11 protein-coding genes are annotated in these 11,516 nt (G+C 73.0%); 8 read left to right on the top strand and 3 right to left on the bottom strand.

Annotated elements, in window-relative coordinates:
- Positions 1-60: 60 nt before the first annotated feature.
- The 6 genes from KHC27_RS16515 to KHC27_RS16490 all read left to right on the top strand — a co-directional run bounded on the left by KHC27_RS16515 (position 61) and on the right by KHC27_RS16490 (position 6,397).
- Positions 61-936 carry a LysR substrate-binding domain-containing protein gene (locus tag KHC27_RS16515; protein ID WP_246520019.1) on the top strand — a complete coding sequence of 292 codons (876 nt, stop codon included), beginning with the start codon at positions 61-63 and terminating at the stop codon, positions 934-936.
- Positions 937-1,056: 120 nt separating this feature from the next.
- Entirely contained in the window at positions 1,057-1,824 is a 768-nt protein-coding gene (locus KHC27_RS16510; protein ID WP_213340491.1) for a phosphoribosylanthranilate isomerase, read from the top strand.
- On the top strand, positions 1,821-3,032 hold the full coding sequence (gene trpB, locus KHC27_RS16505) for a tryptophan synthase subunit beta (RefSeq protein ID WP_213340490.1): 1,212 nt from the start codon (positions 1,821-1,823) through the stop codon (positions 3,030-3,032). Before KHC27_RS16510 ends, trpB begins: the two co-directional genes overlap by 4 nt.
- Before the next feature lie 8 nt (positions 3,033-3,040).
- The gene (gene trpA, locus KHC27_RS16500; protein WP_213340489.1) at positions 3,041-3,892 is read left to right on the top strand and encodes a tryptophan synthase subunit alpha; all 852 of its coding nucleotides are present in this window, start codon (positions 3,041-3,043) and stop codon (positions 3,890-3,892) included.
- 188 nt (positions 3,893-4,080) lie between these two features.
- Positions 4,081-5,007, top strand: coding sequence for an acetyl-CoA carboxylase, carboxyltransferase subunit beta (accD, locus tag KHC27_RS16495; RefSeq protein ID WP_213340488.1), 927 nt, complete (start codon positions 4,081-4,083; stop codon positions 5,005-5,007).
- A 16-nt stretch (positions 5,008-5,023) separates the two neighbouring features.
- Positions 5,024-6,397: a bifunctional folylpolyglutamate synthase/dihydrofolate synthase gene (locus tag KHC27_RS16490; protein WP_213340487.1), complete on the top strand. Its 1,374-nt coding sequence runs from the start codon at positions 5,024-5,026 to the stop codon at positions 6,395-6,397.
- Between the two features lie 178 nt (positions 6,398-6,575).
- On the opposite strand, the gene infC is transcribed toward KHC27_RS16490, so the two are convergent.
- Positions 6,576-7,100: a translation initiation factor IF-3 gene (gene infC / locus KHC27_RS16485; RefSeq protein WP_213340527.1), complete on the bottom strand. Its 525-nt coding sequence runs from the start codon at positions 7,098-7,100 to the stop codon at positions 6,576-6,578.
- A 433-nt stretch (positions 7,101-7,533) separates the two neighbouring features.
- Between infC and KHC27_RS16480 the strand changes: the two genes are divergently transcribed.
- On the top strand, positions 7,534-8,310 hold the full coding sequence (locus KHC27_RS16480) for an alpha/beta hydrolase (RefSeq protein WP_213340486.1): 777 nt from the start codon (positions 7,534-7,536) through the stop codon (positions 8,308-8,310).
- A 15-nt stretch (positions 8,311-8,325) separates the two neighbouring features.
- Here KHC27_RS16480 and rsmD read toward each other — a convergent pair whose 3' ends face one another.
- Both rsmD and KHC27_RS16470 read right to left on the bottom strand, forming a co-directional pair.
- A complete protein-coding gene (rsmD, locus tag KHC27_RS16475; RefSeq protein ID WP_213340485.1) occupies positions 8,326-8,883 on the bottom strand; it encodes a 16S rRNA (guanine(966)-N(2))-methyltransferase RsmD in 558 nt (185 codons plus the stop codon).
- A 15-nt stretch (positions 8,884-8,898) separates the two neighbouring features.
- Positions 8,899-10,980, bottom strand: a complete 2,082-nt coding sequence (locus KHC27_RS16470; RefSeq protein WP_213340484.1) for a pseudouridine synthase — start codon at positions 10,978-10,980, stop codon at positions 8,899-8,901.
- A gap of 105 nt (positions 10,981-11,085) precedes the next feature.
- Here KHC27_RS16470 and KHC27_RS16465 point away from each other — a divergent pair, with 105 nt between their 5' ends.
- Positions 11,086-11,514, top strand: coding sequence for a nucleoside deaminase (locus KHC27_RS16465; RefSeq protein ID WP_213340483.1), 429 nt, complete (start codon positions 11,086-11,088; stop codon positions 11,512-11,514).
- The last annotated feature ends 2 nt before the right edge of the window (positions 11,515-11,516 follow it).

Genomic DNA, 11,516 nt, shown 5'->3' with positions numbered 1-11,516 from the left:
GTCCGGCTTTCAGACAAACGAATATATTTCAGAGGATCGTCCTGCTAAGCTGATGGCATCATGCCGCCGCTCGATCTCGATCTTCTGCGCACCTTCGTCGCCGTCGTCGACAGCGGCACCCTCTCCAATGCCGCGCCGCGGGTCGGCCGCAGCCAGTCGGCCGTCAGCATGCAGATGCAGCGGCTGGAGCAGAGCGTCGGCCGGCCGCTTCTGGTGCGGCTGCCGCGCAGCGTGGTGCCGACCCCGGCCGGGGCCGATTTCCTCGTCTATGCCCGCCGGCTGCTGAAACTCTCGGAGGAAGCCCTCGCCGCTGTCTCCCGGCCGGAAGAGACCGGCTGCGTCCGGCTCGGCGTGCCGGACGACTATGCCGCCTCGCTGCTGCCGCCGGCGCTGGCGCGCTTCGCCGCCGAGCATCCGCGGGTGACGCTGGAGGTGATGTGCGAGCCCTCGGGCCACCTCAACCCGGCCATGGCGGAGGGCCGGCTCGATCTCGCCATCGTGACCCGGGTGCCCCGGCAGGAATTCGAGGTGCTGCGGCTGGAGCCCCTGGTCTGGGCGGCCTCGCCGCACCATGTCGCCTGGGCGCAGGACCCGCTGCCGGTGGCGCTGTTCGAGCCGGGCTGCGGCGCCCGCATCCATGTGGTGGACGCGCTGGGCGAGGCGGGCCGGGCCTATCGCTGCGTCTGTTCCAGCGGCTCGCTGATCGGCGTCACCGCGGTGGTGGAGGCCGGCCTCGCGGTGGTGGCGCTCGCCGCCTGCAGCGTGCCGCCGGGGCTGGTGGTGATCGGCGAGGCGGAAGGGCTGCCGCCGCTGCGGCCGCTGGAGATGTGCCTGCTGCGCAACCCGGCTTCCGAACAGCCGGCGACGCTGCGGCTGGAAGAGTTCCTGCGCCGGGCGCTGACGGCGCCGCGGGAGAGCCCGCCCCGCGTAGGTTGAGGCGGGCGGACGGCAGATGCAAGGTGCGGCCGGGCACATCCGGTGGCCGCCTCGCGACGTATCCGGATTCATGCTAGGTCCTCCCGTTCCGGTTTGCCGGCCGGGAGATGGGGACGCGCCGTGCCGCTCGACATCAAGATCTGCGGGTTGAAGACCCTCGATACGCTCGACGCCGCGCTCGGCGCCGGGGCGGATCTGGTCGGCCTCGTGTTCTTCCCGCGCAGCCCGCGCCACCTCTCCCTCGCCGAGGCCGCTCCGCTCGCCGGCCATGCCCGCGGCAAGGCCCTCGTCACCGCGCTGACGGTCGATGCCGACGACGACACCCTCGCCGCCATCGTGGAGGCGGTGCGCCCCGACCTGCTCCAGCTTCACGGCCGCGAGACGCCCGCGCGGGTGGCGCAGATCCGCGCCCGCTTCGGCCGGCCGGTGATGAAGGCGGTCGGCATCGCCGGTCCCGAGGACGTCGCCGCCGCCCGCGCCTTCGCCGGGGTGGCGGATCGCCTGCTGCTCGATGCCAAGCCGCCGAAGGGCGCCGTGCTGCCCGGCGGCAACGGGCTGGCCTTCGACTGGAACCTGATCGCCGATTTCGCCCCCGCCGGCCTTGCCTCGCTTGACGGGGCCGAGTCCTTCATGTTGTCAGGGGGGCTGACGCCGGAGAATGTGGGCGAGGCGCTGCGCCTCACCCGCGCCCCGGGCGTCGACGTGTCTTCCGGCGTGGAAAGCGCGCCCGGCGTGAAGGACCCGGCCCGGATCGTCGCTTTCGTGCAAGCCGCGCGGGCCGAGGCCCGGCAGTCTGCCGCCCCGGCGACGGCCACGCGCCCGCCGCCAGATTTCCGAGAGCGCGTCGCCGCCGGCGTCGCCGCCAACGAGACGAGTGAAGCGCCGTGAACGCACCCAACTCCTTCCGCACCGGCCCCGACGAGAACGGGCATTTCGGCATCTTCGGCGGCCGTTTCGTCGCCGAAACGCTCATGCCCAACATTCTCGAGCTGGAGGCCGCCTACCGCGCGGCCTGCGCCGATCCCTCCTACAAGGCGGAGATGGAGGAGGGGCTGAAGCACTATGTCGGCCGGCCGAGCCCGCTCTATTTCGCCGAGCGCCTCACCGAGCATCTCGGCGGCGCGAAGATCTACCTGAAGCGCGAGGAGCTGAACCACACCGGCTCCCACAAGGTGAACAACGTCCTCGGCCAGATCCTGCTCGCCCGCCGCATGGGCAAGAAGCGGATCATCGCCGAGACCGGCGCGGGCCAGCACGGCGTCGCCACCGCCACGCTCTGCGCCCGCTACGGCCTGCAGTGCGTGGTCTATATGGGCGCGGTGGACGTCGCCCGGCAGGCGCCGAACGTGTTCCGCATGAAGATGCTGGGCGCCGAGGTGGTGCCGGTGCAGTCCGGCTCCAAGACGCTCAAGGACGCCATGAACGAGGCGCTGCGCGACTGGGTGACCAATGTGCGCGACACCTTCTACTGCATCGGCACCGTCGCCGGGCCGCACCCCTATCCCGGCATGGTGCGCGACTTCCAGTCGATCATCGGCATCGAGACCCGGGCCCAGATGCTGGAAGCCGAAGGCCGCCTGCCGGACAGCCTGATCGCCTGCATCGGCGGCGGCTCCAACGCCATGGGCCTGTTCCACCCCTTCCTCGACGATCCCTCGGTAGCGATCTACGGCGTCGAGGCCGCCGGCCACGGCATCGCCTCCGGCCTGCACGCCGCCTCGCTGACCGGCGGCCGCCCCGGCGTGCTGCACGGCAACCGTACCTATCTGCTGATGGACGATGACGGCCAGATCGCCGAGGCGCACTCCATCTCCGCCGGGCTCGACTATCCCGGCATCGGGCCGGAGCATTCCTGGCTGCACGACATCGGCCGGGTGAACTACATCTCCGCCACCGACGAGGAGGCGCTGGCCGCGTTCCAGCTGCTCTCGAAGCTGGAGGGCATCATCCCGGCGCTGGAGCCGGCCCACGCCATCGCCAAGGTGATCGAGATCGCCCCGACCCTGCCCGCCGACCACCTGATGGTGGTCAACCTGTCCGGCCGCGGCGACAAGGACATTCCCCAGGTCGCCGAGATCCTCGGCAGCCGCCTGTGAGCCCGACCATGACATCCCGTCTCCCGACCCGCCTCGACGCCCGCTTCCGCGCCTGCGCGCAGGAGGGCCGCGCCGCCCTCGTCACCTTCGTCACCGCCGGCGATCCCGACCTCGCCACCTCGCAGGCCATCCTCGCCGCCCTGCCGGGGGCGGGGGCGGACATCATCGAGCTGGGCGTGCCCTTTACCGACCCGATGGCCGACGGCCCGGCGATCCAGGCCGGCGGGCTGCGCGCGCTGAAGGGCGGCCAGACCCTGGCCAAGACCATCGCCATGGTCCGCGCCTTCCGCGAGAGCGACGCGGCGACGCCGGTCGTGCTGATGGGCTACTACAACCCGATCTACATCTACGGCGTGCCGCGCTTCCTCGAGGACGCCAAGGCCGCCGGGGTGGACGGGCTGATCGTCGTCGACCTGCCGCCGGAGGAGGATGGCGAGCTGTGCCTGCCCGCGCTCGCCGCCGGGCTCGACTTCATCCGCCTCGCCACCCCCACCACCGACGACAGGCGCCTGCCGGCGGTGCTCACCAACACCGCGGGCTTCGTCTACTACGTCTCGATCAACGGCATCACCGGCTCGGCCGCGCCGGACCCGGACGCGGTGGCGGGCGCGGTGGCGCGCATCAAGTCCCACACCGGCCTGCCGGTCGCGGTCGGCTTCGGCGTGCGCACGCCCGAACAGGCGGCCGCCATCGCCGCCGGCGCCGACGGCGTGGTCGTCGGCTCGGCGCTGGTCGATGCGGTGCGCCGCAGCCTCGACGCCGAGGGCCATGCCACGGCGGAGACGGTGGGCGCCGTCACCGGCCTCGTCGCCTCGCTGGCCGCGGCGGTGCGCGGCGTCGCCCGGCAGGCGGCGGAATAGCCGCCTGCCCCGCGCCGCCTGCGCGGGGCCTCGCGACGGCAAGCCGCGTTGTGGACAGAACCTCTCGCCGCCCCGCGGGGTGATGCCGGACGCCGGCCCGCGCCCGCCTCGGCGGTGGCGTGCCTTCGGCCTTTCGTTCGCCGCACAACGGCATTACATGGAAGCCGGATCAGCCTGGAGCCGCCCCGTTGAACTGGATCTCGAACGTCGTCCGCCCGAAGATCAACAGCTTCCTGAGCCGGCGCGAAGTGCCGGAGAATCTCTGGGTGAAATGCCCGGAGACCGGGCAGATGGTGTTCCACAAGGACCTCGAGGCCAATCTCTTCGTGGTGCCGGGTTCCGGCGTCCACATGCGGATGGACCCGATGTCGCGGCTGCGCTCGGTGTTCGACGGCGGCAAGTGGATCGACGTCGCGCTGCCCGCCGTGGCCGCCGACCCGCTGAAGTTCCGTGACGAGAAGCGCTATGTCGACCGGCTGAAGGACGCCCGCGCCAAGACCGGGGCGCAGGATGCGGTGAAGGTCGGCTTCGGCAAGCTCGACGGCCTCGCCGTCACCATCGGCGTGCAGGATTTCGGCTTCATGGGCGGCTCGCTCGGCATGGCGGCCGGCGAGGCCATCGTGACCGGGCTGGAGACGGCCGCCTCACGTGGCACGCCCTTCATCATGTTCTGCTCCTCGGGCGGCGCCCGGATGCAGGAAGGCATCCTCTCGCTGATGCAGATGCCGCGCACCACCTGCGCCATCCAGGAGCTGCGCGAGGCGCGCCTGCCCTATATCGTGGTGCTGACCAACCCCACCACCGGCGGCGTCACCGCCTCCTACGCCATGCTGGGCGACGTGCAGATCGCCGAGCCGGGCGCGCTGATCGGCTTCGCCGGCCCCCGCGTGATCGAGCAGACCATCCGCGAGAAGCTGCCGGAAGGTTTCCAGCGCGCCGAATATCTGCGGGACCACGGCATGGTGGACCTGGTGGTGCACCGTCACGACATGCGCGACACCCTCGCCCGGCTGTGCCGGCTGATGATGCGGGCGCCGCGGCGCGAGACCGTGGCCGCGCCGGCCGTGGCTGCCGTCCCTGCCGAGCCGGCCCCGGCCGCGCCCGCCACGGCCTGAGCCTCGGGAGCCAGCGATGGGCGCGCACGCCGCCGAACACGGCCCCTCGGGTCGCGGTGCCGGGCCGGCCGCCCTCACCCCGGGAGGCATCACCTCCGATCTCATCCTCGAGCGCCTGCTCGCCCTGCACCCCAAGCTGATCGATCTCTCGCTGGAGCGGATGTGGCGGGTGCTGGAGCGGCTCGGCCATCCCGAGCGGCGGTTGCCGCCGGTGATCCATGTCGCCGGCACCAACGGCAAGGGCTCGACCGTCGCCTTCATGCGCGCCGTGCTGGAAGCGGCGGGGCTGAAGGTGCATGTCTACACCTCGCCCCATCTGGTGCGCTTCAACGAGCGCATCCGCCTCGCCGGCAGGCTGGTGGAGGAAGCGCGCCTCGCCGGGGCGCTGGCGCAGGCCGAGCAGGCCAATGACGGCGCGCCCATCACCTTCTTCGAGATCACCACCGCCGCCGCCTTCCAGCTCTTCGCCGAGGAGCCGGCCGACATCCTGCTGCTGGAGGTCGGCCTTGGCGGCCGGCTCGACGCCACCAATGTGGTGGAGCGGCCGCTGGCCACCGTCATCACCCCGGTGTCGATCGACCACGTCGAATTCCTCGGCGAGACGGTGGAGGCGATCGCGGGCGAGAAAGCCGGCATCCTCAAGGCCGGCGCGCCCGCCGTGATCGCCCGTCAGCCGCGCGAGGCGCTGCGCGCGATCGAGCGCCGGGCGGCCCGGCTCGGGGTGCCGCTCCACATCGCCGGCGAGCAGTTCCAGGCCTTCGAGGAAGGCGGCCGGCTGGTGGTCGCCGACGAGATGGGGCTGGTCGACCTGCCGCTGCCGCGCCTCGTCGGCGGACACCAGATCGAGAATGCCGGGCTGGCGGTCGCCGCCCTGCGCGCGGCGGGGCTCAAGCTGCCGGCCGCGGCCTATGAGGCGGGCATGCGCGCGGCGGAATGGCCGGCGCGGCTGCAGCGGCTCGGCCCCGGCCCGCTGGTGGCGCGGGCGCCGGAGGGGGTCGACGTCTGGCTGGACGGCGGCCACAACGCGGCGGGCGGCCAGGCGCTCGCCGCCGCCCTCGCCGATATCGAGGACCGCGCGCCGCGCCCGCTGGTGATGGTGGTGGGCATGCTCGGCACCAAGGACGCGGGGGGCTTTCTCGCCCCGTTCGCCGGGCTGACGCGCGAGCTGGTGGCGGTGCCGGTACCCGGCGAGCACAAGGGCCAGCCGCCGGAGATGGTGGCCGCCGCCGCGCGGGCGCAGGGTATCACCGCCTCGGTCGCCCCCAGCGTCGCCGCCGCGCTGGAGGGCCTCGCCAGCTTTCCCGCGCCGCCGGTGCCCCGGGTGCTGATCTGCGGCTCGCTCTATCTCGCGGGAGCCGTGCTCGGCGAGAACGGCAACTACCCCGACTGATCCCGGCACGATGGGGCTGCAGGAGCCGCGAGGCTGCAGCTCTTGCGGCGCGGGACCGGCCTCGCCGGGGGCCGGCGGTTGCCAATGCCAGCCAACGCACGGCGCAAACGGCTTCGCCCGCGCGGCCGGGTGGCCGCACGGCGAGGCATCGCGGTGGTGAGGGCAGGCCCCGCCCGGCTCAGCGCGGGGCGAGAACCATGATCATCTGGCGGCCTTCGAGCTGCGGCTCGGATTCCACCTTGGCGATGGTCGTCAGCTCGTCGCGCACCTTGTTCAGGAGCTTGTAGCCGAGTTCCTGATGCGCCATTTCGCGACCGCGGAAGCGAAGCGTGACCTTCACCTTGTCGCCGTCCTCGAAGAAGCGGTGGATCGCCTTCATCTTCACGTCGTAGTCGTGCGTGTCGATGCCGGGGCGCAGCTTGATTTCCTTGATCTCGACGATGTGCTGCTTCTTGCGCGCCTCGTTGGCCTTCTTCTGGTTCTGGTACTTGAACCGGCCATAGTCGAGGATCTTGCAGACAGGCGGCGTCGAATTGGGGGCGATCTCGACGAGGTCGAGGCCAGCGTCCTGGGCCATGGCGATGGCATCGCGGGTCAGCACGACGCCGCGGTTCTGCCCATCCTGGTCAATGAGCTGGACTTCACGAATGCGGATGTCTTCGTTGACGCGCGGGCCATCCTTTTCCGGCGCAACGGGTCTCATGGGGCGACGAATGGTGGTCAACTCCTCTGATGTTTCGACGATCCGCTCCACGCCCGGGCGGCGCCCGGCGGGCAGGCCGACATTCCGGACCGTGAAACGGTTGCAGAACATCGTGACAAACCTCGCAGAAGTCAACGGGATGACGTGCTGCTAAGCCGAACGCATGCGCTGCGTCGCAGCAACTGGGCATGCGGGCTGCCTTGTTCAAGGGCATCGGTCCCGCAAACGGCCTCCCTCGGTCCCCCGGCGGGGGCCGCTGCCGGATCATCGCGGCGCGGGACCTTCGCCGTTGCGGTGAAAGCCGTGGCAGGACCCCGCCCGCGTTGCCGTCCGCCCCGCCGGTGCTCTAGCAAGGAGAGGTCGAACGCAGGAAGCGGTCGAATCGCCGGTTCTCCCTTCCACCCTCCCGTCCCCGCCAGCCTGGACAGCCGCCATGGATGCCGATCTTCCCCAGTTTCTCTCCGTCGGCGACGACGCCCGCGCCATCGCCGTGCGGGTTCGAGACGGTAGTGCCGACCGGCCGGGGCTGCTGTGGTGCGGCGGCTTCCTCTCCGACATGCGCGGCACCAAGGCGGTGGCGCTCGACGCCTGGGGCGCCGCGCAGGGCCGGCGCGTCGTGCGCTTCGACTATTCCGGCCACGGCGAATCCGGCGGCGATTTCGAGCAGGGCACCCTTTCGCGCTGGGCGGAGGAGGCGCTGGCGGTGTTCGACACCGTCTGCACCCGGCCGCAGGTGGTGGTGGGTTCCTCGATGGGCGGCTGGATCGCGCTGCTGCTGGCGCGGGCGCTCGCCGCGCGGGGACCGCAGGCACAGGCGAAGCTGGGCGCGCTGGTGCTGATCGCCCCGGCGCCGGACTTCACCGAGGAGCTGATGTGGAAGGCGATGCCGGAGGAGGTGCGCGCCACGCTGATGCAGGAGGGCCGCTGGGTGCGGCCCTCAGAATATGGGCCGGGCATGGTCATCACCCGCGGGCTGATCGAGGACGGCCGCCGCAACCTCGTGCTCGGCGCCCCTTTCGCGGTGGGCTGCCCGGTGCGGATCCTCCAGGGCGTGGCGGACCCGGACGTGCCGTGGCAGCACGCGCTGCGGCTGGTGAGCTGCCTCGCCGAAGACGATGTGGTGCTGACGCTGGTGAAGGACGGCGACCACCGGCTGTCGCGGCCGGAAGACATCGAGCGCATCCTCGCCGCCGTCGAGGAGGTGGCCTGAGGCGGATCGGGCGCCTCAGCCGGGCGCCCGCAGGAAGGTCACCTCGGTGGCGTCGTAGCGGCGGCGTTCCAGCTCCTCGAAGCCGTCCGGGGTGACGAAGCCGGGCTCGGCCGCCTCTTCCACCACCACCAGCGCCGCCGGGGCGAGCCAGCGCCCGGCCAGCGCCCCCGCCAGCGCGGCCTCGGCGAGGCCCTTGCCATAGGGTGGGTCGCAGAACACGAGGTCGAAGGCATCCCCCGCCATGGCCTCGCCCAGCCGCGTGGCGTCGCGCCGGAAGATGCGGGTGATGCCGCCCAGCCCCAGCGCCTCGACATTGGCGCGGATCAGCCCGCGCGGCTCGGCCGCCTCCTCGACGAAGATGGCGAAGGCCGCCCCGCGCGAGATCGCCTCCAGCCCCAGGGCGCCGGTGCCGGCGAACAGGTCCAGCACCTTGGCGTCGGTGGCGGCGTCGCCATAGGCGTGCGCCAGCACGTTGAAGATCGCCTCCCGCAGCCGGTCCGTGGTGGGGCGGGTGGCCTGGGAGGACGGCGTCCTGAGGGTGCGGCCCCGGAAGCGGCCGCCGACGATGCGCATGGCGCGACGTCCCGATCAGCCGCGCGGCGGGCGTGGGCCGCGCGGCCCCGACCCGCCGGGACGGCCGGGCCCCTTGCCGGAACCACCGGGGCGCGGCCCCGGCCCCTTGCCGGCCGGGCGCCCGCCGGAAGGCTTGCCACCGGCGCCCTTGCCGGCGAAACCCTTGCCGTCGGAGCCCTTGCCACCGGCGTTTTTCCCGCCGAACCGCGACTGTTCGGATTTCACACGGCCGCTATAGGGCCGGCCGCTGCCGGCTCCCTGCGGGCGCGGCCGCGACGGCCGTTCACCCTCGGCGCCCTCGGGACGCGGGGTGCGGGGGCGGAAGGGGCGTTCGCCCTGCTCCGGGCGCGGGGCGCGCTCGCGGAACGGGCGGTCGGCCGCCTCGCCCTCGCGGCGCGGGCCACGGGCGCGGAAGGGGCGCTCGCCCTCAGTGCCTTCAGGACGCGGGGTGCGGGGGCGGAAGGGGCGTTCGCCCTGCTCCGGGCGCGGGGCGCGCTCGCGGAACGGCCGCTCGCCCTCAGTGCCCTCGGGACGCTGGGTGCGGGGGCGGAAATTACGCTCGCCCTGCTCCGGGCGCGGGGCGCGTTCGCGGAACGGGCGGTCGGCCGCCTCGCCCTCGCGGCGGGGGCCACGGGCACGGAACGGCCGTTCACCCTCAGTGCCTTCAGGACGCGGGGTGCGGGGGCGGAAGGGGCGTTCGCCCTGCTCCGGGCGCGGGGCGCGCTCGCGGAACGGGCGGTCGGCCGCCTCGCCCTCGCGGCGCGGGCCACGGGCACGGAACGGCCGTTCTCCCTCTGCGCCCTCAGGACGCGGGGTGCGGGGGCGGAAGGGGCGCTCGCCCTGCTCCGGGCGCGGAGTACGCTCGCGGAACGGCCGGTCGCTCGCCTCGCCCTCGGGCCGGGCCGGACGCGGGCGGAAGGTGCGCTCGCCGCCTTCGCTGCGGTCGGCGCGCGCGGCGCGGGGGCGGGCGGAACGGCCGTCATCGGCCTCGCGGCGCGGCGCCCGGCGGGGCTCCTCCGGCACGGGCGCGGGCTCGTTGGAGCGCACGCGCTGCACCAGCACCTTGCGGCCCCGGCGGTCGGCGAGGATGCCGGCGCTGACGGTCTTCTCGGCGGAAGGCTCCGTCGAGATCGGCTTGCGGCGCGGCGCTTCGCCCGCCGGTTTCGGCTCGCCCTTCGCGGCACGGGCCGGCCTGCCGCGCGGGGCAGTCTTCTCCGGCCGGTCGAGGGCGTCCTCCTCGGCCTCCTCGGCGGCGGCGTGATCGAAGATCGGGCCGGTGAAGTCGGCGCCCGCGGCGGCAGTCAGCTCGGGGCCGAGCTGGTCGGCCAGCACGCGGGTGCGGACCTCCTCCGCCTCGCCCTGCGGCAGTTCGGCCAGCTGGAACGGGCCGTAGGACAGCCGGATCAGCCGGTTGACCTCCAGCCCCAGCGCGCCGAGCACGTTGCGCACCTCGCGGTTCTTGCCCTCGCGCAGCGCCAGGGTGAGCCAGGAATTGGCGCCCTGCACCCGGTCGATCGTCGCCTCGATCGGGCCGTAATGGACGCCGTCCACCGTGATGCCCTGGATCAGCGCGTCGAGCTTGTCCTGGGTGACCGAGCCCTTGGCGCGCACGCGGTAGCGCCGCAGCCAGCCGGTTTCCGGCAGCTCCAGCACCCGGGCGAGGCCGCCATCGTTGGTGAGCAGGATCAGCCCTTCGGTGTTGAGGTCGAGCCGGCCGACCGAGACCAGCCGCGGCAGCCCGGCCGGCAGGATCTCGAACAGGGTGGGGCGCCCTTCGGGGTCATAGTTGGTCGTCACCACGCCGCGCGGCTTGTGGTAGATGAACAGCCGTGTGCGCTCCCGGGCCGGCAGCGGCTTGCCGTCCACCTCGATGATATCCGCGGCGGTCACGGTGCGGGCCGGGCTCGCCAGCACCTCGCCGTTCACGGCCACCCGTCCGGCGGTGATCCATTCCTCGATCTCGCGCCGCGAGCCGAGGCCGGCGCGGGCGATGACCTTCGCGATCCGCTCCGCCTCGCGGGGTTCGACCGGCGTGAGGGCGCGGGCGGCGCGGGGCACGCGGTTCTGGTCCTTGCGGGGCGACGGCTTTTTGGGCATGGGGTGCGATCCGGTATCGGGTCGGCGGTGCTATCACGTTCGGCGAAGCGAGGCGAGCCTTTGACGCAAGCGGGTACGCGGCCCGGCCCGGCGGGGCCCGGTTTCATGCAGCGGGCGCTGGAACAGGCCCGCGACGCGGCGGCACGCGGCGAGGTGCCGATCGGGGCGGTGCTGGTGTGCGAGGGGGTGGTGCTGGCGGCCGATGGCAACCGCACACGCGAGCTGGCCGACCCCACCGCCCATGCCGAAATGCTGGTGCTGCGCGCGGGCGCGGCGCGGCTCGGCACCGACCGGCTCGCGTCCTGCGATCTCTATGTGACGCTCGAGCCCTGCACCATGTGCGCGGGCGCCATCGCCTGGGCGCGGCTGCGCCGGCTCTACTACGCCGCCGCCGACCCCAAGGGCGGGGCGGTGGAGAGCGGCGTGCGGTTCTTCTCGCAGCCGACCTGCCACCACCGGCCGGAAATCTATGGCGGCCTCGGCGAAAGCGAGGCGGCGGCGCTGCTGCGCGGCTTCTTCCGCGAACGGCGCTGAGG

It is taken from the genome of Ancylobacter lacus, from assembly GCF_018390635.1.
Taxonomy (GTDB): domain Bacteria; phylum Pseudomonadota; class Alphaproteobacteria; order Rhizobiales; family Xanthobacteraceae; genus Ancylobacter; species Ancylobacter lacus.
Note: the sequence above shows the minus strand (reverse complement) of the source record. Positions and strands in the feature narration are given on the sequence as shown.

What these genes read in the sequence shown, in the direction of transcription:
- KHC27_RS16515 (WP_246520019.1), top strand. Translation starts at nt 61, where the DNA reads ATGCCGCCGCTCGATCTCGATCTTCTGCGCACCTTCGTCGCCGTCGTC.
- trpA (WP_213340489.1), top strand. Translation starts at nt 3,041, where the DNA reads ATGACATCCCGTCTCCCGACCCGCCTCGACGCCCGCTTCCGCGCCTGC.
- KHC27_RS16490 (WP_213340487.1), top strand. Translation starts at nt 5,024, where the DNA reads ATGGGCGCGCACGCCGCCGAACACGGCCCCTCGGGTCGCGGTGCCGGG.
- infC (WP_213340527.1), bottom strand. Translation starts at nt 7,100, where the DNA reads ATGAGACCCGTTGCGCCGGAAAAGGATGGCCCGCGCGTCAACGAAGAC.
- KHC27_RS16480 (WP_213340486.1), top strand. Translation starts at nt 7,534, where the DNA reads ATGGATGCCGATCTTCCCCAGTTTCTCTCCGTCGGCGACGACGCCCGC.
- rsmD (WP_213340485.1), bottom strand. Translation starts at nt 8,883, where the DNA reads ATGCGCATCGTCGGCGGCCGCTTCCGGGGCCGCACCCTCAGGACGCCG.
- KHC27_RS16470 (WP_213340484.1), bottom strand. Translation starts at nt 10,980, where the DNA reads ATGCCCAAAAAGCCGTCGCCCCGCAAGGACCAGAACCGCGTGCCCCGC.
- KHC27_RS16465 (WP_213340483.1), top strand. Translation starts at nt 11,086, where the DNA reads ATGCAGCGGGCGCTGGAACAGGCCCGCGACGCGGCGGCACGCGGCGAG.